A 23,697-nucleotide genomic window follows, 5' to 3' on the forward strand; every position below is an offset into this window, starting at 1 on the left:
GCTTTTTTTGCCAAGGTAACACTTCACGATTCATTCTCTTTTCTTGTCTTTATTTTTATAGAATACAAACTAACGATTAGTCGTAATCCCTTGTGTATACCGCTACATTGGCACCCAAGTAACATAAACAACCAATCAGTAGTACAGGTATGAGAACATCACGATCATTGATCATTGCATTTTTAGGGCTGATTTCATTTCTTGGAATCAATCAGGCTAGCGCACAAGGGTGTGTTGCCATACGACATTTTTCCTCTTGTGTAGGGAATACTTTGGAGAATAATTTATTGGGTCCGGGTGACATTCAAATTGGAAGCAATTACAGATATTTCAAATCCTTCCGTCATTTTAGGGGAACCGAAGAGGAACCGGACAGGGTTTCCAATGAGACCGAAGTTATCAATCATTCCCATTCTTGGGATTTCTTCTTGACCTATGGAATATCCAACAGATGGTATGCCAGTATTACCATCCCCACCGTTATAAATACGCGTTCCTCGTTGTACGAACACGGACGCGATGAGCGCAACACCACTTTTTCCCGTGGCTTGGCCGATATTCGGGCAGGTGTTGGCTATTGGCTTTTCGATCTTGAAAAACACCAAAACGGAAATTTGGCATTGGGTTTAGGGCTTAAGCTGCCAACGGGAAGCTACAATGCCTCCGATATTTTTTACAATGTTGGGCCCGAAGGAGGGCCACAGGTGAGACCCGTGGACCAAAGTATTCAGCCCGGGGATGGTGGATTTGGGATCACCTTGGATTTTCAGTTTTACCAAAAGATTGCCGAACGATTTTTTGCCTACGGAGGTGGTTTTTATTTGATCAACCCAAGGGAGACCAACGGTACACGGACATTTAGGGAAACTTTGAGCCCAATTTTGGAAAATGAGGCCATTATGGCCGTTCCAGACCAGTTTTCACTCCGCGCCGGGGTAAGCCATAGTTTGGGCAATACCATTTCCGCCTCATTGGGAGCACGCTACGAAGGTGTGCCCGTGAAGGACCTTATTGGTGGCAATGAAGGTTTTAGAAGACCTGGGAACGTACTCTCCATTGACCCTGGAATCGCTTTTATGAAAGATAATTTTTCCTTGAACCTCAATGTGCCGTTCGCAGTGAGAAGGGAACGTCCGCAGAGTGTAACCGATTTGGAAACACAACAGATGACAGGAGAGCCTAGACAGGGGGATGCCGCTTTTGCAGATTACTTGATCAATGTAGGGGTCTCGTACCGATTTGCACGAAGCAAGGTAAAAGTTGACCCAAAACTAATGAATGAATTCAATAATTAAACTTCGATGACCCTTGCGAAAATACATTAAAGAAAATTTGCTGGCCATTTCCGTGGGCTTGGTATATTTTTGGTTTGGGGCATTAAAATTTGTCCCAAACCTTAGCCCGGCCGAAGATTTGGCAAAAAGCACCATGCATCAACTTACTTTTGGATTGATACCCGATGGGGTTTCCATATTCCTACTTGCCTTTTGGGAAGTAGGATTGGGTTTTTTGTTTGTGTTCGGATTTTTTAGAAGGCAAGCTGTGATTATGGCTTTGGCCCACATGGTATGCACCTTTGCACCGCTATTCTTTTTTCCGGGCGATGTTTTTGGGGAAGCACCACTGTCCTTGACCCTTGTTGGGCAATATATTATGAAAAACCTCATAATTATGGCGGTCCTTGTTTCCCTTTACGAAAGAAAAAAGGTTTTCGAAAAGTCTGGAGAACCAATAAGAAAGCAAAAATACAATTTGTCGAATCGTATATTAATCGGCAAAAACCTCTTCAAAAAAGTGTGACATACGCTGCCAAGACCGATCACTGGCCAAAGGGTTGTACATCATGCCATCATCAGGAGCATTGGCATTGGGGTTGGTAAAAGCATGTCCCGTATGACCAAAAACATCCATTTCCCAGACCGCATTGCGTTCGGTGAGTTCGTAACCCAAGGAAACAATGTCCTTGGGAAACGCCAACGGGTCTTCCCAACCGTGCAGTACCAATATTTTTGCCTTGATGTCCCCTTCGTGGTCCAGGCCGGGCGGGTCAAAGATTCCATGGAAACACACCGCCCCTTTGATGTCGGTGCCGGAACGGGCCAAATCCAAAGCGCATTTTCCACCAAAGCAAAATCCTATAATTCCAACCTTTTCGGTGTTGGCCAAATCATGTTCCTTTATTTTGTCGAGTGCTAAAAGTATCCGGTCGAGCAGCTCTTGGCGATCGACCAATAATTCGTTCATCAATGCTTCGGCCTCGGTCGCATTCTTGGCTCTTTTCCCTTTGCCGTACACATCAATGGCAAAAGCTAAATATCCTAGTTTGGCAAGTTCCGAGGCCTTTTTTGTTTCAAAGTCTGATTGGCCTACCCATGTATGGGAGACCATAACCACAGGGCGTTTGCCCTTAATGCTATCATCGTAGGCAACCACTCCTTGGTAAGATTGCCCACTAGTTGCATAAGTAAAATTGTCAGTTTGTATCATGCTGAGTTTAGTTATGTGTTGAGGGCTGTTAAATTATAGTATTTTTTGATTGGTTTACAATACCTCGGCCTTGAGAATGTAAACGTTTTGCCAGGGCCAATCGCCATCACCTACGGGAACATTGTTTATCGCGTCCACTACATCCATTCCTTCGACTACTCGGCCAAAAGGAGTGTAAGAGCCATCAAGATGATAGGAGCCTGGATCGGTAACCACAATAAAAAACTCGTACGGTGAGGCCAATTTATGGGGGTTGTCCCTCTCGCTACTGGGCATGGAAATGGTTCCCCGGTGATGTTTATGGCCTTTTTTGGCATCAGGAGGGAGTAGGTATCTTCCTATTTCACTCCGTTTTTGGGCTATTTTCCTGTCATCCGAGTTGCCCCCTTGAATAATAAAATCCTTCACAACCCTGTGGAACTGGGTACTGTCAAAATACTTTTGCCGGGCCAAATAAATAAAATTGGCTTTGTGATAAGGCACATCATCATACAACTCAATGGTGAAACTGCCCATGGTAGTGGTGATTTTTACCTTGTCCTTTTTTAAGTTTTTTTCGTAATCGAAAAAGAAGTCGATGGCATTTTCCTCGGTAAGCTTAAAGGGTTCTTCCTCTTCTTCTTCCATTACAGTATCTATCTGTGTTTGGGGAACAGTGTCCGTTTTTGCAATATTTTCCTCAACTTTGTCTTTGTCCTTCTTTGGGGATTCTCCGCAGGAAACGAATAAAAAAAATAATATACTTGTAGTTAAAGCCGAATGTCTCAACAGCATGGATTTTAATGAATTTTGTCAACGTGCCCTAAAATTAAAAAATCTCCCACTTCCTGGGGAGGATTCGCATCATAAAATGTCCCCACAGCTTCGTGTGGATTGGTTGAAGGAGAACAAAGTGCAAGATGTAAACCCCAAGCGGGCCGGGGTCATGGCGCTATTTTATCCAGATTTGGAACAAGAGACCCGCTTACTTTTGATACTTCGGAAAGTGTACCAAGGCGTGCATTCCAACCAAATCGGATTTCCGGGCGGAAAGGTGGAAAAAGAGGACAGGGACCTGATGCAAACTGCCCTAAGGGAAACCCATGAGGAAGTTGGCGTACCACCTACAGCGGTTGAGGTGATCAAGGAACTTAGTGAAGTGTATATTCCGCCCAGTAATTTTTTGGTAAGGCCTTACATCGGGATCTATCCGAACCCGCGACCATTTATCAAGGAAGAAAGCGAAGTGGAAAGCCTGGTCGAGGTGTATCTCAGGGATTTTTTGGATGATTCCAACCATATTGAAGAAATTTTGAGCACTTCTTACGCACAAAACATAAATGTACCTGCCTTTAAATTAAATGGTTACACAGTTTGGGGCGCTACGGCCATGATGATGAGCGAGATCAAGGAACTTTTACGGCAGGTGCTTTGAAGCTATTTTGTAAATTTGCAGTCAACAATCAACGCTATACATGGGTCTGTTTAAGAAAAATCCTTTTGGACATATTTTATTTTTTAAACGATGGCTGATCCGTATCGCCGGTATGATGACACACCAGCGTTACAAAGGATTTAATACTCTCGAGATAGAAGGGTCGCAGATTATCCGCGATTTGCCCGAAAACAATGTTCTTTTTGTGAGCAACCACCAGACCTATTTTGCCGATGTGGTGGCCATGTTCCATGTTTTTAATGCCAGTTTGAGTGGGCGGGAGGACAATATTAAAAATTTGGGCTATCTCTGGTACCCCAAATTGAATATTTACTACGTAGCGGCCAAGGAGACCATGAAAAAGAGTCTATTGACCAAAATTTTGGCCTATGCAGGTTCCATAAGCATTGAGAGAACTTGGAGGGCCGATGGTCAAAATGTGAACCGACAGGTGAAGTTCAGTGATATTTCCAATATTGGAAAAGCCTTGGATGATGGGTGGGTAATAACCTTTCCACAAGGCACAACAACACCTTGGAAACCATTGCGAAAAGGTACCGCTCACATCATAAAAAAATATAAACCCGTTGTGGTTCCCGTGGTTATTGATGGGTTCCGACGTTCGTTTGACAAGAAAGGGCTTCGTGTCAAGAAGAAAGGGATACTTCAATCCATGCAAATTAAAGAGCCATTGGATATTGATTACGACAACGAGTCGATTGATGCCATATTGGAAAAATTGGAGTATGCCATTGAGCAGCATCCATCTTTCCTAAAGGTAATCCCCCAAAAGGAGCTTCTTGCCTACGAGGAGGAAAACCAAAAAAGACGCTACAGTTATAAGGGCAAGTTGGACGATTAGACCTCTAACCTTTTAAGGTCGTTGTAGTTTTTCCTAAGTCTTTTTAGTAAGATACCGTAAAGTAATTTGTAGAACAGCCATATTAAAAATAGGATAGCGGCTATAAATACTACGGATATCCCGATCACCATGGCCCAAAATGTTATGCTGTCCCCGTCTTTGGATGCAGCTTCAACAATTTTCTGTCCCTCGGAACCATAAAGGAGTGCCCCGTACATGTTTATGATCAAATAGGTGGTGAAGATGATGAGATTGAACCAGACATATTGTGTTACGGTTCGTTTTACCTTTAAAATGGTCCGCATCAAATTCTTGGAGGAATCCGTGAACGATATTTTTTTGTAATTGATGTAAAACTTATAGATAAAGTAAAGGATAATGGCGTAGTTGATGATGTTAAGGGCCATAACGACCATATAGATATGCATGTCCTTTAGCTCCTGCATGGTTTCTGGACCGCTAAAAATAATATTGATACCCGCCCAGAACACAAACTCTATGATGCTGATATAAAAAATCCATTTAACTATGGATGATGACTTTTTTTTGGTCATCGGATAGATTTGCTCATAGGACAGCTTGGGAAGCTCTGCTTCCCGCTTCTGCCAATCTTTTTTCAAGAGCTCCAGTTCATCCAGCATAATCAAGGATTTAATATGGTTCTTAATTTATTTTTTACCCTGCTCATCTTCACTCTCGCATTTACTTCCGTAATACCCAAAGTTTCGGCTATCTCCGTGTAATCCTTGTCTTCCAGATAGAGGAATACCAAGGCCTTGTCAATATCACCAAGCTGTTTTATGGCGTCGTACATCAGTTTTAACTGCCGTTCTTCCGTATCGTCATAATCCGTGGCCTTGATTTTATGGAGGACCGACTCAAAATCCTGGGTCTTTACCCTTTTTTTTGATTTCCGGTACAAGGTGATGGCCGTATTCAACGCCACACGGTACATCCATGTACTAAACTTGGCATCTCCCCGAAACTTTGGATATGCTTTCCACAATTGAATAGTGATTTCTTGGAACAGGTCGTTGTGGGAGTCTTTGTCGTTGGTATAGAGACTACATACCTTATGGACAATATTTTGATTGTCCTCAAGTTCCGTCACAAAACGATGTTCCAGTTCTTTGTTCACTAAACGGTTGGTAAAGTTGCTTTAATTATAAGTATGCGGAAAGCAACATTTGTTACAGTGTTTGATGAAAAACCTATTTACGATAGTCCAATGCAGGAGGTCTGTTGCCCAACATGGGAATATACTTGAAGTCTTTTCCCCTTCTTTCCTCCAATTCCTTTTTGGCGGCCTCTATTGTTTTTGGGTTTTCAAAAATATCCATTGCGGTAAGGGCTATGGTTTTGGCGGCTACCATCATTCCCTTGGAGCCAATGCTCATACCTCCGGCAGCTACGGCTTGCCAACTGTGTGCAGGTGTTCCGGGTACCCATGTCGCCGTTCCCAGACCAGCTGTTGGTACGGTAAAACTAACGTCTCCCACATCGGTGGAACCAAATGCATTGGCTGTTTCTTTGTATGGTTGGATTTTTTCGGCAGTGGAAATGTCCGGTGCGCCTTTGCCCAAAGTTTTGGATATTTTTTCGGCAAAGGCCTTTTCCTCATCATTGTAAGTAACCCCACCTACTTTCACCAGGTTGTCGTACATTATTTTTTGCACGGTCAGGTTGGGCAGGAGTTCGTGGGTTCCCCCGATCATTTCATACTCCATGGTAGTTCCTGTTCCCATCGCAGCTCCTTCCGCTGCTTTTACGATCCTATCAAAAATATCAACGACCACATCCCTGGTGTTGTGTCTTGCGTAATAATACACTTCGGCAAAGTCGGGAACAACATTTGGCGCTTTACCTCCATCGGTGATTACGTAGTGAATTCGTGCATCTTCGGGGATATGCTCGCGCATCATGTTTACCATGGCATTCATGGCCTCTACGCCATCCAATGCCGAACGTCCCATTTGTGGTGCGGCCGCGGCGTGCGCAGAAACCCCATGGAACCTGAATTTGGCGGATTTGTTGGCCAATGCGGCACCGGCACTGGCGGCATTTGCCGAACTTGGGTGCCAATGCAAGGCCACGTCCACATCATCGAACACGCCTTCGCGAACCATATAAACTTTACCGGAACCACCTTCTTCGGCCGGGCATCCGTAAAAGCGAATGGTCCCTTTAATGTTGTTGGCATCCATCCAGTCCTTTACCGAAATCGCCGCAGCGGTGGATGCCGTTCCAAACAAGTGGTGCCCACAGGCATGACCGGCAGCCCCACCAGCGGATTTTTTCTCTGGAACAGCCTCTTGAGAAAGGCCGGGCAAGGCATCGTATTCCCCCAAAATACCAATTACAGGATACCCAGATCCATATTCGGCTTTAAAAGCCGTTGGGATACCGGCAATCCCTGTTTCGATGGAGAACCCGGCATCGGAAAGGGTTTTTTGTAAAAGGGCGGAACTTTGCTCTTCCAAATATCCCATTTCAGCCAAGTCCCATATTTCATGGGCAATTTCAGTATACTTTTCAGATTTTGAATCTAAAGCCTTGATTACATCGTTTTTCTTTTTTTGGGCATGGATACCCATAGTGCACAACAATAGCAGTGCACCTAGCGGGAGAATTTTTTTCATGGGTCGAAGTTTTTTTGAGTTAGATGCTAAAGATACAAAAAAACCAGGCCTGGGATGACCCGCTCAAACAGGTAATACTTAAATTTGTCGGTATGTCGAGCATGAACATTCCTCAATCCAGTTATCCAAGAGTCGTAATTATAGGCGGCGGTTTTGGAGGCATTGCATTAGCCAAAAAATTAAGTAAAAAAGAAGCCCAAGTGGTTCTGTTGGATAAACACAATTACCACAATTTTCAACCCTTGCTGTATCAAGTGTCCACAGGTGGGCTGGAACCTGATTCCATTGCATACCCCATCAGAAAGGTGTTGCAGGGCTATCCCAATTTCTTTTTTAGATTGGCACAGGTGAAGGAAGTTAAAACGGATACCAAACGAATCAAGACCAATATCGGGGAGATTTTTTATGATTACCTAGTGGTAGCAACGGGTTCGGAAACCAACTTTTTTGGTAATAAGAACATTAAGGCCAAGGGTATGGCCATGAAAACCATTCCGCAATCCCTGAATTTACGAAGCTTGATCCTGGAAAATTTTGAGCAGGCACTTTTAACGGATGACCTCCATGAGCGTGATGCCTTGATGAACTTCGTTATAGTGGGCGGTGGTCCCACAGGGGTTGAACTGGCAGGGGCTTTGGCAGAGATCAAAAAAGGGATTTTGCCGAAGGATTACCCCGATCTGGATACCCGTAGGGCACAAATAAACTTGGTGCAAGGCGGCGATAGGATTTTGCCGGCAATGAGCGAAAAAGCATCGGAGAAAGCGGAAAAGTTTTTGGAAGAGCTCGGGGTAAATGTTTGGAAAAACATCCGTGTAACCGATTACGATGGCAAAAAGGCAACCACAAGCACCAAAACAATTTTTGAGGCAGAAACCTTGGTTTGGGCCGCTGGAGTTAAAGCAGTGGGACTAAAAGGATTGGATGCCGAGGAACTTCTTAGCAGGGACAAACGTTTAAAAGTAAACGAGTTTCATCAGGTTATGGGACTGGAAGATGTTTTTGCCATTGGTGACGTGGCGCAAATGGAAACGAAGGAGTTTCCTTATGGACACCCCATGATGGCCCAACCTGCCATACAACAAGGGAGAAACCTTGGGGACAACCTGGTTCGATTGATAGAGAACAAACCGATGAGACCTTTTGTTTATAAAGATAAGGGCAGCATGGCAACCGTAGGAAGGAACAAGGCGGTGGTGGATTTGCCAAAATTCAGGTTTCAAGGCGTATTTGCTTGGTTTGTTTGGATGTTTGTGCATCTATATTTTCTGATCGGTTTTAGAAATAGGGTAGTGGTCTTTATCAATTGGGTGTACAATTATATTCGATTTGACCGTGAAGCCCGATTGATTATCCGACCTTTTAAAAAACAGAACAAGGTGGAAAAGAATACCCTGATGCAGGACTGATGTAGTTTGCTGAATTTCAAACACCAAGGTTGAAATTTAGCTAATGGTTATGGTGGGTTGTTCAAGCTTTGGTAAATTGTAGTAAAACACTTGCCATGTACAGATCAGCCTTTTTTCTCACCTTAGCCATGTTGTTCAGTCTGACGATTCACGCCCAAAATAGTACTGTTGTTTCCAAAATCGCGGAGTCTCCAATCTATATTGAGGGTTTTAATTATCCAAAATTTGATGAATTATCACATTTTGCCTGGTTCAGTATCAATTTTGAAGCTTTGGAGGATACAGAAATCCAAGTTATTGGCGAACATTACCGACGCTACCAAGCAGACAGGTTCAGTCTAGGTGCGCAGCTAGACCAAAGGGTCGGAAAAAAACTTTACATGTTGGGAGGATATCAAAAGGAATGGGATTTGTACCATAGTGGCAGGGGATATCCAAATCCCGACCCGCGCCATGAAATTTTTCTTGGGATGGAGCACCAAGTTCGTGAAAATATGCTTTTGGATGTAAAGCTGGTCCGTCCGATCAAAGCATCCAATTTTTATAGTATGGGGCTGGAAGGAGTGAGCACTCGGCTTGAGATGGGAACCCGAATAAAATTTTGAGATTTTTTATCTTCTCGGATGAAAATTTTTGAGAACCTGCGTCAAATGTGTACGGTTAACATGCATGTACACCTCGGTAGTGGTAATGCTCTGATGCCCCAACATTTGTTGTATGGCCCTAAGGTCGGCACCATTTTCCAAAAGATGGGTAGCAAAGGAATGCCGAAAGGTATGGGGGCTGATATTTTTATCCAACCCAATTTTTTCTGCAAGTCTTTTAACAATGGTGAAAATCATGGCCCGGGTCAATTGGTTGCCCCTACGGTTTAAAAAAACAAAATCCTCGTGTTCTTTTTTTATGGGCAAATGCACCCGGACCTCTTTCCAATATATGTTGATGTATTTTTGGTTCACCTCACTGATCGGGACAAAGCGTTGTTTGTTCCCCTTTCCCGTTACCTTTATAAAATCCTCATCAAAATACAGGTCGGATAATTTTAGATTGATGAGTTCCGATACCCGAAGACCACAACCATACAAGGTTTCCAAAATGGCCCTGTTGCGTTCCCCTTCGGGTCTGGATAGGTCGATGGCGGCAATCAAATTGTTTATTTCCTCCTCGGAAAGGGTGTCGGGCAACTTTCTTCCAATTTTTGGGGTTTCGATAAGATCCATGGGATTATCCTCCCGGTAATCCTCAAAGACCAAATAGGTAAAAAAACCTTTTAAACCCGAAATGATCCTTGCCTGCGTTCTAGGGCTCACTATTTTGGCAATATCATAGATAAACTGTTGAACCGTTTCCCGAGGGATTGCCACGGGTTTTTCATCAATGGAATTCACCTCAAGAAAACGGACGAGCTTTTGAAGGTCCATGGCATAACTTAAAATGGAATTTTGGGAAAGACCCCGTTCTATCTTCAAATAATTTTGGTAGTCCTTTATTGCTTGTTGCCAGTTCATATCACCAAATATAGTGACATTCCATTTTCAGGATCGATTTAGAAGTATGCATTGGTCAACTCAAATTGCCCTTTGGTCAATTGAGGGGATTAAAAACCACAAGTTTTAATACTTTCCCAATAGAAATTGAATGGATAAATAATTGAAAATGTCCATTTTGTAGGAAAATTACATCAGAAGACACTTTTTTGCTGAAGATGACGTTCTGTTGTTAATAAAATTTTAACAATGAAGAAAAAGACATTTGTAATGGTGATCATAGCCTTGGTTGCCGTAAGTTTTTCATCCATGGCGCAGCGAGTGGATCGGACAAATTTTAAAGCAGGGGTTCATTTAGGGATTCCATTTGGGGATATTTCCGATTTTTCAAATTTTGAACTAGGTCTGGATTTAGGATATCATTGGGGGGTTTCAGAGCTCATTGATGCAGGTATCTCTACAGGATTTATGAATGCCTTTATTAACAACGATACGGCAGATTTTGGCCCTGTGGTGGTTGAGGGTGACTTTCCCAATATTCAATATGTTCCTGTAGCGGGTGCTTTTAGAATATACCCCACCTACGATTTTAAGATCGGTGCCGATGTAGGGTATGCCGTTGGAATAAATGATGGTAATACAGGAGGGCTTTATTTAAGGCCCATTATTGGTGCCAACCTCAATAGCACCACTGAAATAAACATTTCTTATGTAAAAATAAGTGATGATTACGATTTCTCGATGGCGACATTGGGAATTTTATTTTTGTTTTAGAAAAGAAAAAGCAGCTGTTTTTACCCCCAAATCCTGCAGTTTAAATTCTGAATATTAACCACTGATCACACTTGACAAATGAAAAAACTACTTTTAGCTGTTGCTTTGTTTATGCTTGGTAACCTATCCGTTAAGGCCCAAACAAATTACAGGGCTGTCTTGGGGTTGGGCATTGACCTTTATGATGAAGCCACCTTTTTTGGAGCTACCGGTACATATTTTTTTTTCCGATAATCATGTAGGTCAAACGGAATTGGGCCTCAATTCGCAATAGATTGATGATTTCTTGTAAAAACATCCAATTAAATAAACATTTTATCTTTTTAAGCCAAAAAAATGACATTGCTATATTTGTAACCTTAACTAAAATTAAACCTTTAATTATGAAAAAAGTATTTGTATTGACAGTTCTTTTTGTTGGATTTGCTATGGTAAACACCTTTGGACAGGAAGGTTTTGCAGCCAAAGCAGGATTCAACAATGTATCCATGAGTTTTGACTCGGGCGATGAGTTTTTCGGGGATGTAAGTGACAGTGAATTGGGCTTTTATCTCGGAGGCGGTTATAACTTCTACCTCTCTGAAGAATTCGACATTGAACCTTCTTTGCTTTTGAGTTTTGTAAATGACTTGACATCTTTATATGTTCCCGTAATGTTCAAATATAAAGTTGCCGACAAGTTTAACATCCAAGCAGGTCCACAAATCAATTATTTGTTGGAAGACGTGCCAGACGGTGAACTTGGAATTGATCTAGCTTTTGGAGGTGGTTATCAAATCGATGATAATTGGTTTGTTGAAGCCAGATATGGCCTTCAAATAAGCAGGGGAGGTGATTTTGGTGATGCTGTAGATATCAATACCCTTACAGTTGGTGCTGGATACAGGTTCAACTAATCATCATCTGTTACCTAGAAAATATAAAAAAGCGAGAGGGTTTCCCTTTCGCTTTTTTTGTGCTTGAAAAAATACCATATTTTTACAGCTATGAAACTAATGATCATCAACGGGCCCAACCTAAATTTATTGGGAAAACGAGAACCCGAAGTGTACGGAAACACCACTTTTGAAGATTACTTTAAACAATTGCAAGAAAAGTTTCCCGATGTAGCATTGGAATACTATCAATCCAATATAGAGGGGGAGCTGATCGGTAAAATACAGGAAGTGGGTTTTGATTACGACGGTATTGTTCTAAATGCCGCTGCCTATACACATACTTCTGTAGGCATTGGTGATGCAGTTAAGGCGGTGGAAACCCCGGTAATCGAGGTGCACATTTCCAATACGCACCAGCGTGAGGAATACCGTCACGTTTCGTACATATCATCTGGGGCCAAAGGTGTTATCCTTGGTTTTGGGCTTCAAAGCTACGATTTGGCCATCCAGAGCTTTTTAAGCTAGATTCTTTAGGTATTTTTTATCGGCGTAGAACGTGCCGAAGGGGAGCAAGGATGCAACAAAGAGTACGATGAACCTTTTTAGTTTCCATTTTTTTTCCCAACAAAAAACGATGGCCACCACTACATATAGAATAAACAATATTCCATGTGCCATACCAACAACTTGGTTCGGTTCAGGAATATCTGCCCAATGCTTCAGCGGCATGGTCATTCCGAAAAGGAGTAGATAGGAAATACCTTCTAAAATAGCAGTGGCCCTAAAAATCTTCAGCATAGTCTATAGGTGGATTACTTCATCATAAGCATCGGCAACGGCTTCCATTACCGCTTCGCTCATCGTCGGGTGCGGGTGTACCGCTTTCAATACTTCATGACCTGTGGTCTCCAATTTTCGGGCAACTACGGCCTCGGCGATCATATCGGTTACACCAACCCCAATCATGTGGCAACCTAGCCACTCACCGTATTTGGCATCGAAAATAACCTTTACAAAACCATCCGGGGTCCCTGCGGCTTTTGCCTTACCACTGGCGGAGAAAGGAAACTTGCCAATTTTAAGGTCGTATCCTTTTTCTTTGGCCTGTTTTTCCGTCATTCCAACAGAGGCTATTTCGGGAATGCAATACGTACAACCTGGAATATTTCCGTAATCCAAGGCTTCAACGTGCATGCCCGCCAATTTTTCCACACAAAGGATTCCCTCTGCGGAGGCAACGTGAGCCAAGGCTTGGCCTGGAGTAACATCACCAATGGCATAGTAACCGGGAATGTTGGTCTGGTAGTAATCGTTCACCAATATTTTATCTCTGTCCGTGGCAATTCCAACATCTTCCAAACCGATGTTTTCAATGTTGGTTTTGATTCCGACGGCAGATAGTACAATGTCAGCCTCAAGAACCTCTTCCCCTTTTTTGGTTTTTACGGTGGCTTTTACGCCATCGCCAGAGGTGTCAACTTTAGTGACCTCGGCAGAGGTTTTGATCTTGACGCCCGATTTTTTGAAGCTACGTTCCAATTGCTTGGAAATATCTTCGTCCTCAACAGGAACAATGTTCGGCATATATTCCACTACAGTAACTTCGGTACCCATGGAGTGATAGAAATAGGCGAACTCCATACCAATGGCACCACTGCCCACCACGATCATTTTCTTGGGTTGCTTTTTCAAGGACATGGCCTCGCGGTAACCGATTACCTTTTCACCATCCTGTGGAAGACTTGGTAATTCACGACTGCGCGCTCCGGTGGCAATTATAATATTGTCGGCTGAATACTCGGTGGTGTCACCGTTTTCGGCCTTTACTTCAACTTTTTTGCCAGGTTTTACCTTTCCAAACCCATTAATGACCTCAATCTTGTTCTTCTTCATCAAGAATTGAACTCCCTTGCTCATTCCATCGGCAACCCCACGGCTTCTTTTTACAACGGCATCAAAATCATGTGCAACATCCTTGGCGTTCAAACCGTAGTCTTCGGCATGTTTTAGATATTCAAAAACCTGAGCGGATTTTAGAAGGGCCTTGGTAGGGATACACCCCCAATTAAGGCATACGCCTCCCAAACTTTCTTTTTCTATAATGGCTGTTTTGAAACCTAATTGTGACGCCCTGATGGCAGTAACATATCCACCTGGACCACTTCCCAAAACAATTATATCGAACTTGCTCATTAGATTTTGATTTTAGTTGTTAGATTAGAAATATGCCGTCTCGGCAGGTGCAAAAGTACGGAAAACCATACCCATTTCCCAAGTTGAAAAAACGCAAATATGGATTAGTTTGTGAAACGGCCAAAAACTTGCGCTTAGGGCGAAAGTTATGTTGGGAACCCAATTTATTCCTCAGGATCAAAATCAATGCTCACCGAGTTGATGCAGTAGCGTTGTCCTGTAGTTTCTTTGGGCCCATCATTAAAAACATGTCCCAAATGGCTGCCACAATTGGCGCAGACAGTCTCTGTACGAACCATGCCATGACTGGTATCACGAATGTATTCAATGGCACCGGCTACGGCTTGGTCAAAAGAGGGCCATCCGCAACCACTTTCAAACTTGTGTTCACTTTCAAATAGTTTAGCATTGCATGCTTTGCAGTGGTAGTCGCCATTTTCAAAATGCAGGTCGAACTTGCCCGTGTAGGGGCGTTCGGTTCCCTTTTGTCTTAAAACATAATATTCTTCAGGGGATAGTTGTTGTTTCCACTCCTCTTCGGTTTTGTTTATACCGTATTTTTTGTCCATATAGTTTTTAAAACGTTTAATTGTTGTCCGGGATAAAATCAAGAGCAGCCCCGTTTATGCAATGTCTTTTTCCGGTGGTGTTGCTGGGCCCGTCGTTAAAAACATGTCCCAAGTGGCCGCCACAGACCGCGCAATGCTCCTCGGTGCGCGGCACCCCTATTTTATAGTCGGTATCGTATGCTACATTGCCCTTGATCTCTCGGTCGAAACTAGGCCATCCTGTTCCGGATTCAAACTTATGCTCACTTTTGAATAAGGGCGTGCCGCAACCTGCACAAACATAGGTGCCTTTTTGCTTGTTATCCAAAAGCTCACTGGAAAAAGCGTTTTCCGTCGCAGCTTTTCGAAGTACGTAATACTCCATATCGGTGAGTTCCGCCCGCCACTCCGCATCGGTTTTGTTTACTTTGAAGGCTGTTTCCTTGGTAGTTTCTTTTTTCTCTTCTTGTGATGTGCCTTTACATCCGGCAAATACGACTAAAAGAAGTAATAGCAATTTTTTTCCCATGATTCGTTTTTTATGTGATTCGACGGAATTGGTTTGAAATCCTTTCAAAAAAAGCCAACAAAAAAGTCCCATTGATTTACAATGAGACTTAAGATACTGCTTTTTTGTGACTTAGTTGATGTCCAACTTTGTCACCTCTTCTTCGCCAATATTTAAGGCGGACATTACGTTTTCAATATTTGAGGTGTCCAATTTTGAAGCCTCTGCAAACTCGCTGGGCACAAATACGATCCTGAAGATTTGGTCATCCGTAAAATCGGTGCTTATACCTGATAGGTCAAAATTTCCATCAATAAAGATTTCCAAGTCCACAAAAGTGTGGGCGAAAACGTATTGCATGGTGCCTCCCGGCAAGAAATAATTTTGGGGCAGTTGTGTCCAGGCATCGGCAGTGGAACCATCGCTAAGTTCGATAACACCATCGTGTCTGTATACCAAAACGGCATCAGATTCAAATACTTCGAAATCGGTTACATCTGAAAAAGTGATTAAGGTGCTAAAAAGGTTGGCGTCACCATCGTAGCCAAAGTTTACACCCTCCACTTCAACAACCTGCCCTTGGATACCGTCAAGACCGTCTTGTCCATCTAACCCATCAAGCCCATCAAAACCGGGTGGGCCTTGAGGACCTTCGCATGCAGCGAGGATAAAAACGATTACGACACCTAAAATTGTACTAAATTTATTCATGATTTTGGATTTTTAGTTTGTGTTCATTTTATCTGTTGCTACATTAAAATCAAAAAGCGTTCCATTTTAAAAAAAAATGTTGTTTCCAATGCCAAACCTCTTGTTATAATCGTATTCTTGCTCAAAGATGCTTATTATTGTATAGTACTAAACCCAGATATATGTCCAAGGTAGTTCCTCATAGTTTTTTTACAGAATTTGATATCAATCTTTTTAAAGGAGGCAAACACTTTCGGCTCTACAAAAAATTGGGGTCGCACCTTACGGAGGTGGACGGTGTTAAAGGTACGTATTTTGCTGTTTGGGCACCTTCCGCTAAATCCGTCAGTGTGGTTGGCGATTTTAATTACTGGAACGCTAGCGAACACCAATTGAATGTGCGTTGGGACAGTAGTGGTATATGGGAGGGATTTATCCCCGGAGTGGACAAGGGCACCAAGTACAAATACAAAATACACTCCAACAACAACGACATTTGGACAGAGAAAGCCGACCCCTTTGCGCGCTTTTGTGAACAATCACCACAAACAGCTTCGCTGGTTTGGGACGACGCCTACCAATGGAAGGATGGGGACTGGATGGAAACCCGCGAGAAAAGGAATGGCTTGGACAAGCCCTATTCCGTCTACGAAGTACATTTGGGTTCCTGGAAGAAAAAGAACGGCTGGGAATCGCTCAGCTATCTGGAGATGGCGGAGCAATTGGCCGATTATGTAGAGGAAATGGGCTTTACCCATGTGGAGTTGATGCCCGTGATGGAATATCCCTATGATCCTTCGTGGGGGTATCAAATAACAGGGTATTTTGCGCCTACTTCGCGTTTTGGCAAACCAGAGGATTTTAAGGTTCTGGTAGATGCCTTGCACCAACGCGGTATCGGTGTTATTTTGGATTGGGTACCTTCCCATTTTCCAGAAGATGCCCATGGACTCGGTTTTTTTGATGGATCGCACCTATATGAACATCCGGATAGGCGAAGGGGGTATCATCCCGACTGGAAAAGCCTTATTTTTAACTACGGAAGAAACGAAGTACGCGCCTTTTTGATAAGCAATGCCATTTTTTGGCTCGATCAATACCATGTGGATGGATTGCGGGTCGATGCCGTGGCATCCATGCTTTATTTGGACTATTCTCGCGAAGATGGTGAATGGGAGCCCAATATGTATGGCAATAACGAGAATTTGGAAGCTATGTCCTTTTTGCGGGAGATGAACCAAGAAGTATATGCCAGCTTTAAAGGAGTGCAGACCATTGCCGAGGAATCCACGGCCTTTACGGGTGTAACCAAACCTGTTCATTACGGCGGGCTGGGCTTTGGTATGAAATGGATGATGGGCTGGATGCACGATACCTTGGAGTTCTTTAAAAAAGACCCCATTCACCGATCGTATGATTTAAATGCCATCAGTTTTAGCCTTACCTATGCCTTTACCGAGAATTTTATGTTGCCCTTTTCGCACGACGAGGTGGTGTATGGGAAACAATCCTTATTGAACCGAATGCCCGGGGACGAATGGCAACGTTTTGCCAATCTGAGATTGCTCTTTGGATATATGTTCACCCATCCAGGAGGCAATCTCTTGTTTATGGGGGGCGAGTTTGGACAATCTTCCGAATGGAATTTCCAAGAGGGTCTGGAATGGGACTTGACACAATATGATTTCCATTCTGGTATACAAGAAACCATCAAGGACCTAAACAAAATGTACAAGGCCCAACCGGCGCTTTACGAAAAGCAGTTTAAGCCAGAGGGATTTCGGTGGATCGAGTACAACGACCGGGAAAACACGGTCATATCGTACATTAGAAAGGGAGCGGACCCTAAAGATGATTTGATCGTTGTTTGCAACTTTACCCCTGTACCTCGTGAAAACTATAGGTTGGGCATTCCAAAGACTTCGACCTTAAAATTGCTCTTTAATAGCGATGATAAAAAATACTCGGGCAGCGGAGTTGGAAAGAAAACAATAAAACCTTCCAAAACCGCATGGAATGGGTACGGGCAATCCGTTTTGATGAACCTGCCACCCTTGGGTGTGGTCGTTTATAAATAAACGGGCGACTAAAACGTTGTAGTTGATTGCTTTTCAAAACATATTTTTAATTATTCAGGCTTTTGTAGTTCTTTTGCTAGCCTCAACTGATTACAGATGATAACCAATACGGAAATTGAAAAAAGAGGGAATCAAATCCCCAATCACATAGTCGATTTTAAACAAGAAAACGACAAAATATATTTCACCACCCAAAACGGTGTCATTCTACAAGTTACCATTCTAAGGGACAGTGTGGTCCGCTTTAGGTATGGTACGGAATATGTTTTTGAACCCGACTTCTCCTATGCCATAAACGAAGATGTCAACCTAGGGTACAACGAACTTACCGTAGAGGAGGAAATACCGGAGTATGTGATAATTACCTCCAAAATCAAAATATATATCAACAAGGCCAATCTCAAGGTTCAGATTGTCGATATGGACGATGTGATCCTGACCGAGGACGAACTCGGTTTCCATTGGGAGGAAAACTTTGACTTTGGCGGGAACGTGGTAAAAATGAGCAAAGTATGCCATTCCGGCGAAAGCTATTATGGAATGGGGGATAAGGCATCGCACACCAACCTAAAAGGAAAAAGGGTGAACAACTGGGTGACGGATTCCTACGCCTATGGAAAAGACCAGGAACCACTGTACAAATCCATCCCTTTCTATATTGGGCTAAAGGAAAACATAGCTTACGGTATATTTTTCGACAATTCGTTCAGTACGTATTTTGATTTTGCTGCCGAAAAACGAAATGTCACCAGTTTTTGGGCCGATGGGGGCGAAATGAACTATTACTTTTTCTATGGTCCCAAAATGAAGGAGGTCGTGGAATCTTATACCGATCTAACCGGCGTTCCAGAGCTTCCGCCACTTTGGGCCTTGGGTTTCCACCAATCCAAATGGAGTTATTACCCGGAGCAAAAGGTAAAGGATATAGCCTCGAAGTTTAGGAAGTTGAACATACCCTGCGATGCCATCTATCTGGATATTGATTATATGGAAGGGTTCAGGTGTTTTACCTGGAACAACCAATACTTCCCCAATCCCAAAAAAATGATCGAGGAAATGGAGGATGATGGCTTCAAGGTCATCACCATGATAGACCCCGGAATCAAAATAGATCGCGAGTATTGGGTATATCAACAGGCCATGGACAATGGATTCTTTTGTAGAAGGGCGGATGGCCCCCATTTTAAAGGCAAAGTATGGCCGGGCGAATGTAAGTTCCCAGACTTTACCAATCCCAAAGTTCGAGAATGGTGGGCGGACCTGTACAAGGAAATGATCGCAGGCCTGGGCGTTAGCGGGGTTTGGAACGACATGAACGAGCCCGCTGTAATGGAAGTTCCCACAAAAACCGCCAATTTGGATGTGAGGCACGATTATGACGGGCATCCCTGTAGCCATAGAAAGGCGCATAATGTATATGGAATGCAAATGGTGCGCGCAACCTACGAAGGTGTCAAAAAATATATGTTTCCCCGCAGGCCCTTTGTACTTACCAGGGCGGCATATGCCGGTACACAGCGCTATTGTGCCACTTGGACAGGCGATAATGTCGCCACATGGGAACACCTATGGATTGCCAACGTACAGATGCAACGTTTGTGCATGAGCGGATATTCCTTTGCAGGTTCCGATATTGGTGGATTTGCCGAACAGCCCAATGGCGAATTGTTTGCCCGTTGGATGCAATTGGCCGTTTTCCATCCATTTTGCAGGGTACACTCAAGTGGTGACCACGGAGACCAAGAACCTTGGTCGTTCGGTGATGAAATCACGAACATAGTAAGAGCGTTTATCGAGCTGAGGTACCAACTAATGCCTTACCTCTACACCATGTTCTATACTTACATCAAAGAAGGTTTTCCGATGCTTCAATCCTTGGTTTTTTACGATCAGGAAGACCACCAGACCCATTTCCGAACCGATGAGTTCATATTTGGAAAACAAATGTTGGTATGTCCGGTGCAAGAGCCCAATGCACAAGGTAGGAGAATGTATTTTCCAAAAGGGAATTGGTACAATTACTGGACGGATGAGTTGATAGCGGGAGGAGTTGAGCGTTGGGTGTCTGCTGAAATCCACCGCATTCCATTGTTCGTTAAAGAAGGCGCCATGATTCCTAAATACCCGGTACAGCAATATGTTGGGGAAAAGGAGATCGAGAAGTTGGGCATTGATGTGTATTATAAAGAAGGTACCGAAAATTCCAAAGTATACGAGGACCAACAAGAGGGTTACGATTACAAAAAAGGAAGGTATAGCCTAAGACGGTTTAAATTGACGGGCAAGGAAAACGAATTGATCATTCAGCAGTTTAAGGATGGCAATTTCATTACACCTTACAACACATTTAAAATGACCTTCCACGGACTCCCCTTTACCATTGAAACCGTGGAGCTTGACAATGAAGAAGTCGATTTGAACGATATTAAGTTGAACGGCAATAACTCGATAGAAGTTGGTAAGGATTTCACGGAGCTTCACATCTTCGGAAAATAAAATTTTGTAATTTTCATAATACAAAACAATTTTACCTATGAAAAAGCTTAGTCTTACCTTTTTGGTGTTTTTGGCAGTGATGGCTTGCAAGACCAATCCATTTACTGGAAAGAGCACACTTAATTTTTATGACAATAGCCAAATGTTTCCCATGGCTTTCTCCCAATATGATCAGTTTTTGGAAGAAAACAAAGTGGTCAAAGGAACATCCGAAGCCCAAATGATCACAAGGGTAGGGCAGCGGATTGCTTCAGCTGCGGAACGTTGGTTGGACGCCAACGGATATCCAGGGTATTTAAAGGACTATCAATGGGAATATAATTTGGTGGAGGACGAAACGGTAAATGCGTGGTGTATGCCGGGGGGTAAGATTGTGTTTTACACCGGTATTTTGCCGATAGCTCAAAACGAGACTGGTATTGCGGTTGTAATGGGACACGAAGTGGCACATGCTTTGGCCGATCATGGTGCCCAACGCATGAGTGCGAGCACCATACAGCAGATTGGTGCAGTGGCCGGAAATGTGGCCATAAAGGATGACCAGACCAGAGGATTGTTCAACCAAGCCTATGGTGTGGGCTCCCAGATCGGGGTAATGCTTCCCTTTAGCAGAAACCACGAAACCGAGGCCGATAAAATAGGATTGCAGATTATGGCAATTGCCGGATACAATCCAGATGAGGCCGCCAAACTTTGGCAGCGCATGAAAGCGGAATCGGGTGGACAGGCTCCTCCGGAGTTTTTGAGCACGCACCCGTCCAACGATACCAGAATCAACAATTTGACCCAATGGGCCCCTGCTGCAAAACAAGAAGCACGTAAATTTGGGGTAACATCGTTCAAATAGATGTAAAGAATAATTAGTGAATGTCACTTCGAGCCAAATGAAAACCCCACAGTTACCAAAAGGGTTTTTAAAGCAGATTCGAAGTGACATTTTTTTGTAAATAAAAATTATGGCACAGACACTGGCACTCAAAGGAAGCAAAAAACTATTGAATGCTTGGGCGTTTTACGATTGGGCCAATTCGGTGTACAGCTTGGTCATATCCTCCGCAATTTTCCCGCTTTTTTATGGGCTATTGTTTAGGACCGCAGCCATAGAGCAGGTCACTATTTTTGGTGGTGAAATTGCAAGAGCCCCATTGATCAGCTATGTAACCTCCCTGGCCTTTGTTTTTATAGCTATTGTAACCCCTCTCGTCTCGGGCGTGGCGGACTATTTGGGGAACAAAAAAGTATTCCTCAAGTTCTTCTGCTATTTGGGAGCGGGCTCGTGCATTGGATTATATTGGTTCTCTTTGGAGCATATTTATTTTGGCCTCGCCTGTTATTTCTTTGGACTTGTAGGGTTTTGGGTCAGTTTTGCCATCAACAATTCCTATTTGCCGGATATCGCCTATCCAGAACAGCAGGATGGGATCAGTGCCAAAGGTTTTTCTCTGGGGTATATTGGCAGTGTTATATTATTGGTGTTTAATTTGGCTATGGTGATGGAGCCTGACTTTTTTGGCATCACCGATAGTGGTGGTGAGGTAGCAGAGATCAAGGCCATGAAGTATTCCTTTATCTCCGTTGGAATTTGGTGGATACTCTTTAGCCAATACACTTTTGCACATTTACCCAAAGGGTACAAGCGTGAAGGTGAACGCCATCATATCATCCTGAATGGTTTTAAAGAGTTAAAACAGGTCTGGCGCCAACTTGGACATAATAGGAAGCTGAAGCGCTACCTAGGGGCATTTTTCACCTATAGTATGGCGGTACAGACCATTATGTTGATAGCCACCTATTTTGGGGAAGAGGAAATTGTTTGGGGTTCGGACGATGAACGTACCATGGGATTGATTGTAAGTATTTTGCTGATTCAGCTTGTGGCTATTTTAGGGGCAACGGTAACCGCAAGGGCCTCCAAGATTTTTGGGAATATCCGAACACTTATAGTCATTAACATAATTTGGACATTGCTTTGCGTGTATGCTTATTTCCTACAGACCCCCATGGACTTTTACATTGCCGCTGGATTGGTCGGTATTGTGATGGGAGGGATTCAAGCCTTGTCCCGTTCCACCTATTCCAAATTTTTGCCCGAGACTACGGATACCACATCGTTTTTCAGTTTTTATGATGTTGCGGAAAAAATAGGCATCATCATCGGAACGCTTATGTACGGAATGGTGGCGCAACTTACGGGAAGTATGCGTAACAGCACTATATTCTTGGCCATATTCTTTTTAATCGGTATCTTTTTGCTGACTCGCGTCAATAAAAATAACTAGACACATGAAAAACTTCTTATTAATTTTCCTCTCAATGTGGTTGACAGGAAAAGGGCTCCATGCCCAAAAAAGTCTCCAGGAACGACTTGGATTCCCTGCGGACACCAAACTCTTGATCATTCATGCCGATGACCTTGGGGTGACCCACACCGTGAACAAAGCTACATTCAATGCCCTGGAAGAAGGCTCCGTGAACAGTGCCAGTATTATGGTGCCCACACCATGGTTCCCCGAAGTGGCCCAATATGCAAAAGCAAACCCAGATCATGATCTGGGCATACACTTGACCTTGACCAGTGAATGGAAACTGTTACGATACGGGCCTGTGGCATCCCGCTCCAAAGTATCAAGTTTAGTGGACGCCAATGGATATTTTTATAGCGATTGTAATGAACTTTGGGAAAATGCAAAGATAGAGGAGGTTGAAATTGAACTAAGGGCACAGATTGATAAGGCGATTGCTATGGGGGTCAACCCAACCCATTTGGACAGTCACATGGGGTGTTTGTTCGCAACAGATCCCCGTTACTATGAATTGTACACAAAATTGGGGAGGGAGTATGGTATTCCGACCATGGTCAATCATCAAATAAAACAATTGGGAGGGGAGGACGCCCCTGAACCCATGGCGGTGGTCAATCAAATTTTTGGGGCTGCTCCCCAAGACTTTGATAAGGATGCCATGTCAAAATATTATGCTGATACGCTCAGGGCCATGGAGCCTGGAGTTCATGTAATGATCATACATTGCGCTTATGACGATCTGGAGAGCCAAGGCATGTCTTTTGAACATCCATACTGGGGAGCTAAATGGCGCCAAAACGATTACGATTTTTTTACCAGTGAGGAATGTGCCAAGATTTTGGAGGAAGAAAACATCAAGTTGGTCACTTGGAAAGAAATAGGTGGGGCAATGCAAAAATAGATGCAAGACAAGTTGCATAAAAAAGCCCTG

General features: G+C 43.4%; 26 protein-coding genes. 15 read left to right on the top strand and 11 right to left on the bottom strand.

Annotated features, from left to right (window positions below):
- The first annotated feature begins 149 nt into the window (after nucleotides 1–149).
- Together VM932_RS09615 and VM932_RS09620 are read left to right on the top strand one after the other, a co-directional pair.
- Nucleotides 150–1,295 carry a hypothetical protein gene (locus VM932_RS09615; RefSeq protein WP_326278606.1) on the top strand — a complete coding sequence of 382 codons (1,146 nt, stop codon included), beginning with the start codon at nucleotides 150–152 and terminating at the stop codon, nucleotides 1,293–1,295.
- A 13-nt stretch (nucleotides 1,296–1,308) separates the two neighbouring features.
- Nucleotides 1,309–1,800 carry a hypothetical protein gene (locus tag VM932_RS09620; RefSeq protein ID WP_326278607.1) on the top strand — a complete coding sequence of 164 codons (492 nt, stop codon included), beginning with the start codon at nucleotides 1,309–1,311 and terminating at the stop codon, nucleotides 1,798–1,800.
- Here VM932_RS09620 and VM932_RS09625 read toward each other — a convergent pair.
- Both VM932_RS09625 and VM932_RS09630 read right to left on the bottom strand, forming a co-directional pair.
- Nucleotides 1,768–2,487: a dienelactone hydrolase family protein gene (locus VM932_RS09625; protein WP_326278608.1), complete on the bottom strand. Its 720-nt coding sequence runs from the start codon at nucleotides 2,485–2,487 to the stop codon at nucleotides 1,768–1,770. The two genes, VM932_RS09620 and VM932_RS09625, sit on opposite strands and share 33 nt — an antisense overlap.
- A gap of 54 nt (nucleotides 2,488–2,541) precedes the next feature.
- Nucleotides 2,542–3,255 carry a peptidylprolyl isomerase gene (locus VM932_RS09630; RefSeq protein ID WP_326278786.1) on the bottom strand — a complete coding sequence of 238 codons (714 nt, stop codon included), beginning with the start codon at nucleotides 3,253–3,255 and terminating at the stop codon, nucleotides 2,542–2,544.
- A gap of 4 nt (nucleotides 3,256–3,259) precedes the next feature.
- Here VM932_RS09630 and VM932_RS09635 point away from each other — a divergent pair, with 4 nt between their 5' ends.
- Both VM932_RS09635 and VM932_RS09640 read left to right on the top strand, forming a co-directional pair.
- The gene (locus VM932_RS09635; protein ID WP_326278609.1) at nucleotides 3,260–3,901 is read left to right on the top strand and encodes an NUDIX hydrolase; all 642 of its coding nucleotides are present in this window, start codon (nucleotides 3,260–3,262) and stop codon (nucleotides 3,899–3,901) included.
- 40 nt (nucleotides 3,902–3,941) lie between these two features.
- Entirely contained in the window at nucleotides 3,942–4,763 is an 822-nt protein-coding gene (locus VM932_RS09640; protein ID WP_326278610.1) for a lysophospholipid acyltransferase family protein, read from the top strand.
- On the opposite strand, the gene VM932_RS09645 is transcribed toward VM932_RS09640, so the two are convergent.
- The 3 genes from VM932_RS09645 to VM932_RS09655 form a co-directional block, all read right to left on the bottom strand.
- A complete protein-coding gene (locus VM932_RS09645; RefSeq protein ID WP_326278611.1) occupies nucleotides 4,760–5,404 on the bottom strand; it encodes a hypothetical protein in 645 nt (214 codons plus the stop codon). The genes VM932_RS09640 and VM932_RS09645 overlap by 4 nt on opposite strands.
- A gap of 2 nt (nucleotides 5,405–5,406) precedes the next feature.
- Nucleotides 5,407–5,901: an RNA polymerase sigma factor gene (locus tag VM932_RS09650; RefSeq protein WP_163625598.1), complete on the bottom strand. Its 495-nt coding sequence runs from the start codon at nucleotides 5,899–5,901 to the stop codon at nucleotides 5,407–5,409.
- Nucleotides 5,902–5,974: 73 nt separating this feature from the next.
- The gene (locus VM932_RS09655) at nucleotides 5,975–7,402 is read right to left on the bottom strand and encodes an amidohydrolase (RefSeq protein WP_326278612.1); all 1,428 of its coding nucleotides are present in this window, start codon (nucleotides 7,400–7,402) and stop codon (nucleotides 5,975–5,977) included.
- Between the two features lie 101 nt (nucleotides 7,403–7,503).
- Between VM932_RS09655 and VM932_RS09660 the strand changes: the two genes are divergently transcribed.
- Nucleotides 7,504–8,811 carry an NAD(P)/FAD-dependent oxidoreductase gene (locus VM932_RS09660; RefSeq protein ID WP_326278787.1) on the top strand — a complete coding sequence of 436 codons (1,308 nt, stop codon included), beginning with the start codon at nucleotides 7,504–7,506 and terminating at the stop codon, nucleotides 8,809–8,811.
- Nucleotides 8,812–8,906: 95 nt separating this feature from the next.
- Nucleotides 8,907–9,416, top strand: a complete 510-nt coding sequence (locus VM932_RS09665; protein ID WP_326278613.1) for a hypothetical protein — start codon at nucleotides 8,907–8,909, stop codon at nucleotides 9,414–9,416.
- 6 nt (nucleotides 9,417–9,422) lie between these two features.
- On the opposite strand, the gene xerD is transcribed toward VM932_RS09665, so the two are convergent.
- Nucleotides 9,423–10,319 carry a site-specific tyrosine recombinase XerD gene (xerD, locus tag VM932_RS09670; protein ID WP_326278614.1) on the bottom strand — a complete coding sequence of 299 codons (897 nt, stop codon included), beginning with the start codon at nucleotides 10,317–10,319 and terminating at the stop codon, nucleotides 9,423–9,425.
- Between the two features lie 228 nt (nucleotides 10,320–10,547).
- On the opposite strand from xerD, the gene VM932_RS09675 reads away from it, so the two are divergent.
- The 4 genes from VM932_RS09675 to aroQ all read left to right on the top strand — a co-directional run bounded on the left by VM932_RS09675 (nucleotide 10,548) and on the right by aroQ (nucleotide 12,475).
- Nucleotides 10,548–11,072, top strand: a complete 525-nt coding sequence (locus tag VM932_RS09675; protein WP_326278615.1) for a hypothetical protein — start codon at nucleotides 10,548–10,550, stop codon at nucleotides 11,070–11,072.
- A 78-nt stretch (nucleotides 11,073–11,150) separates the two neighbouring features.
- Entirely contained in the window at nucleotides 11,151–11,306 is a 156-nt protein-coding gene (locus VM932_RS09680) for a hypothetical protein (RefSeq protein WP_326278616.1), read from the top strand.
- Between the two features lie 149 nt (nucleotides 11,307–11,455).
- On the top strand, nucleotides 11,456–11,968 hold the full coding sequence (locus VM932_RS09685) for an outer membrane beta-barrel protein (protein ID WP_326278617.1): 513 nt from the start codon (nucleotides 11,456–11,458) through the stop codon (nucleotides 11,966–11,968).
- A gap of 90 nt (nucleotides 11,969–12,058) precedes the next feature.
- The gene (aroQ, locus tag VM932_RS09690) at nucleotides 12,059–12,475 is read left to right on the top strand and encodes a type II 3-dehydroquinate dehydratase (RefSeq protein WP_326278618.1); all 417 of its coding nucleotides are present in this window, start codon (nucleotides 12,059–12,061) and stop codon (nucleotides 12,473–12,475) included.
- Here aroQ and VM932_RS09695 read toward each other — a convergent pair.
- The 5 genes from VM932_RS09695 to VM932_RS09715 all read right to left on the bottom strand — a co-directional run bounded on the left by VM932_RS09695 (nucleotide 12,467) and on the right by VM932_RS09715 (nucleotide 15,910).
- Nucleotides 12,467–12,748 carry a DUF3817 domain-containing protein gene (locus VM932_RS09695; protein WP_326278619.1) on the bottom strand — a complete coding sequence of 94 codons (282 nt, stop codon included), beginning with the start codon at nucleotides 12,746–12,748 and terminating at the stop codon, nucleotides 12,467–12,469. The two genes, aroQ and VM932_RS09695, sit on opposite strands and share 9 nt — an antisense overlap.
- Before the next feature lie 3 nt (nucleotides 12,749–12,751).
- A complete protein-coding gene (gene lpdA, locus VM932_RS09700) occupies nucleotides 12,752–14,143 on the bottom strand; it encodes a dihydrolipoyl dehydrogenase (protein ID WP_326278620.1) in 1,392 nt (463 codons plus the stop codon).
- Between the two features lie 164 nt (nucleotides 14,144–14,307).
- Nucleotides 14,308–14,712 carry a peptide-methionine (R)-S-oxide reductase MsrB gene (gene msrB / locus VM932_RS09705; protein WP_326278621.1) on the bottom strand — a complete coding sequence of 135 codons (405 nt, stop codon included), beginning with the start codon at nucleotides 14,710–14,712 and terminating at the stop codon, nucleotides 14,308–14,310.
- Nucleotides 14,713–14,728: 16 nt separating this feature from the next.
- Nucleotides 14,729–15,220, bottom strand: a complete 492-nt coding sequence (msrB, locus tag VM932_RS09710) for a peptide-methionine (R)-S-oxide reductase MsrB (protein ID WP_326278622.1) — start codon at nucleotides 15,218–15,220, stop codon at nucleotides 14,729–14,731.
- A gap of 111 nt (nucleotides 15,221–15,331) precedes the next feature.
- Nucleotides 15,332–15,910: a collagen-like triple helix repeat-containing protein gene (locus tag VM932_RS09715; protein ID WP_326278623.1), complete on the bottom strand. Its 579-nt coding sequence runs from the start codon at nucleotides 15,908–15,910 to the stop codon at nucleotides 15,332–15,334.
- A 161-nt stretch (nucleotides 15,911–16,071) separates the two neighbouring features.
- Here VM932_RS09715 and glgB point away from each other — a divergent pair, with 161 nt between their 5' ends.
- The 5 genes from glgB to VM932_RS09740 all read left to right on the top strand — a co-directional run bounded on the left by glgB (nucleotide 16,072) and on the right by VM932_RS09740 (nucleotide 23,667).
- Entirely contained in the window at nucleotides 16,072–17,967 is a 1,896-nt protein-coding gene (gene glgB, locus VM932_RS09720) for a 1,4-alpha-glucan branching protein GlgB (RefSeq protein ID WP_326278624.1), read from the top strand.
- Nucleotides 17,968–18,063: 96 nt separating this feature from the next.
- The gene (locus VM932_RS09725) at nucleotides 18,064–20,463 is read left to right on the top strand and encodes a glycoside hydrolase family 31 protein (RefSeq protein ID WP_326278625.1); all 2,400 of its coding nucleotides are present in this window, start codon (nucleotides 18,064–18,066) and stop codon (nucleotides 20,461–20,463) included.
- 37 nt (nucleotides 20,464–20,500) lie between these two features.
- Nucleotides 20,501–21,310, top strand: coding sequence for a M48 family metallopeptidase (locus tag VM932_RS09730; RefSeq protein ID WP_163625584.1), 810 nt, complete (start codon nucleotides 20,501–20,503; stop codon nucleotides 21,308–21,310).
- A gap of 109 nt (nucleotides 21,311–21,419) precedes the next feature.
- Nucleotides 21,420–22,742: an MFS transporter gene (locus tag VM932_RS09735; protein ID WP_326278626.1), complete on the top strand. Its 1,323-nt coding sequence runs from the start codon at nucleotides 21,420–21,422 to the stop codon at nucleotides 22,740–22,742.
- Nucleotides 22,743–22,746: 4 nt separating this feature from the next.
- Nucleotides 22,747–23,667 carry a polysaccharide deacetylase family protein gene (locus VM932_RS09740; RefSeq protein ID WP_326278627.1) on the top strand — a complete coding sequence of 307 codons (921 nt, stop codon included), beginning with the start codon at nucleotides 22,747–22,749 and terminating at the stop codon, nucleotides 23,665–23,667.
- The last annotated feature ends 30 nt before the right edge of the window (nucleotides 23,668–23,697 follow it).

The organism is Flagellimonas halotolerans, from assembly GCF_035818535.1.
In the GTDB taxonomy this organism is placed as follows: Bacteria; Bacteroidota; Bacteroidia; order Flavobacteriales; family Flavobacteriaceae; genus Flagellimonas; species Flagellimonas halotolerans.